The sequence below is a fragment of the Flavobacteriales bacterium genome (assembly GCA_013214975.1).
Taxonomy (GTDB): Bacteria; Bacteroidota; Bacteroidia; order DT-38; family DT-38; genus DT-38.
In genome coordinates this window covers 1-1,955 of the sequence record JABSPR010000147.1, presented here as the reverse complement: position 1 = coordinate 1,955, position 1,955 = coordinate 1, and the positions used below count along the sequence as shown (strand labels likewise).

General features: G+C 36.4%; 3 protein-coding genes. All 3 read left to right on the top strand.

Features of this window, described 5'->3' with window-relative positions:
• Positions 1-201: hypothetical protein (locus tag HRT72_05425; GenBank protein ID NQY67150.1), on the top strand; the 201-nt coding region annotated here is incomplete at its 5' end.
• Between the two features lie 2 nt (positions 202-203).
• Positions 204-779 carry a hypothetical protein gene (locus HRT72_05420; protein NQY67149.1) on the top strand — a complete coding sequence of 192 codons (576 nt, stop codon included), beginning with the start codon at positions 204-206 and terminating at the stop codon, positions 777-779.
• Positions 780-798: 19 nt separating this feature from the next.
• Complete coding sequence (locus tag HRT72_05415) at positions 799-1,290, top strand: hypothetical protein (GenBank protein ID NQY67148.1); 492 nt, start codon at positions 799-801, stop codon at positions 1,288-1,290.
• The last annotated feature ends 665 nt before the right edge of the window (positions 1,291-1,955 follow it).

Sequence of the window (1,955 nt, the reverse complement as noted above, 5' to 3'; positions counted from 1 at the left end):
GGGTCAACGACGCGTCTTCGGTCAAATGGTTGGGTAACGGTAATGAGGTTTACTGATTTAGTGTTCACGTTAAATGAGGCGAATGATATTGAAGCTGTGTCTGATTATAGTGGTCTTGGTTTTCTGCTGAATGTTATACCGATTCCTAGTGGTGGTTCAGTCAGGGGAACAATGGTATACAATAGAGTCTCGGATATTTAATCATGGGAAACAAAGTAATACTACTCGTCTTGTGCATCCTATGTTCTGGTTGCTTTAATTTGACACGATCGTTATCTGAATCTCAGTATGGTAAAAATATTTATTTATACGATTTCAAACCGACTAAAGCTGAAGTATATGACAATAAAGATTATATTAAAGTTCTCTACACTCAGGATAGTATTGCACAGATTGCTAATATTCCATGTGCCGCATTTGATGTAAAGGGTGATTTATATGTATTTGAGGTTAGTCGAACTAATAATCACAATAAAAAACCCTTAAGGCTTGCGAAGATTGCTCAGGACAGTGAGTCAACCTGTGACATTTTACTTTTTAAACACAATTATAAAAAATATAAAATAAAGCTCAATAGAGAGAGTGTCTATTATAGGGTGAGTGAAAAAAAGAAGGTAAATGTCGTCAAACATGTGATCTTATTTCCCATCTGCATGGTATTGGATGTGGCTACAGGTCCGTTTCAGATTGGCTCAGAAATTAGTCGTATGTTTGGTCAACATAAAAGGAAGTGTTATAACAAGGTATTTGACCGAAGAGTCGATTCCAAAAGCAGGTAGGCCCAATGTTGTAGTTTAATTGTCTAAGGCGGACGAAATGGTTTATGTGTTGATTTTTTTGGTATTTATGTGTTTAGCTACAGGGATACCTGCTTGGATTACTAATGCGAAAGTTGAAGGAGTAAGGCGGAGTCGGATGTTACGCCGCTCACAGGCAAATGGGATCCAACTTAATCTTCCCGAGAGTAATTGGAAAGATGGGTCGATTGATGTAAGACATATTGTGTTCCCATTTCTAATGAGGTGGGCCTCCTCTATGAGATACTCTGTATATATCGTGTATGGTATTTTTATGGTCGTTTATGGTGGTGAGCTGATAGATGCCATCATACCAAGTCGAAAGGGTGCTGAATTTACGATACTTGTTGTTGGTATGTATTGCTTTCTGCCATATTTACTTGGTTTTATCCCATTATTTATCATGAAATCCACAAAGAAGGCATACTATTTTATTGGAATATATCCATTATTTCTCATTCTGATAATGGCGACATTGATTTTCTTGTCTTAATTAATTACTATCAATCTGGAGGTGTATTTTGAATTTAATTAAAATTATGGTTTTGTTTTTATGTACAATGATGCTGAGTTCGTGTTTTATAACTACAAAATTGTGGAGAAAGAGACATATACAGGTGGAAACGGAGATATGTAATACGGAGATAGTCGTTGGTCGGATTCAATTCAATGAATCAAGTGGAAAGTTACACTTAATTGGGGATAATAAAATGTACATCATACAGAATACTGAAAATAAATGCAGTGACATTATAGAGTTGATTAACTTAGGTGCCACGATTAAGCAGGGTGTGTTTTCCCCTTACTGTAAGCCTGGAAAAAAACAAGGAAAAAGACGAGATTCAAGGGGCATCTGCAGATAGTCGCATCATTTGATGATGATATAGATAGGAATAGACGTATAAAATATTTGTTTAGCAAGTTTAAAAAAATGGATGATGAAAATAAAGTTTGGGATAGTTGCAATATAGACGTAAATGGGGCATATCTCAAATATTTAGGAATTGGCGGAACAAACACCTACTTAGATAAGAGTTTTCTTATGACTTATTCATACACCAAGGAGACACAGAATCGCAGCCGTTTTCTAAACAGTACATTTGGGAAGGTAGTGCTGACTCCAGTGGCAATTGTGGGCGATGTCGTTACGGCTCCATT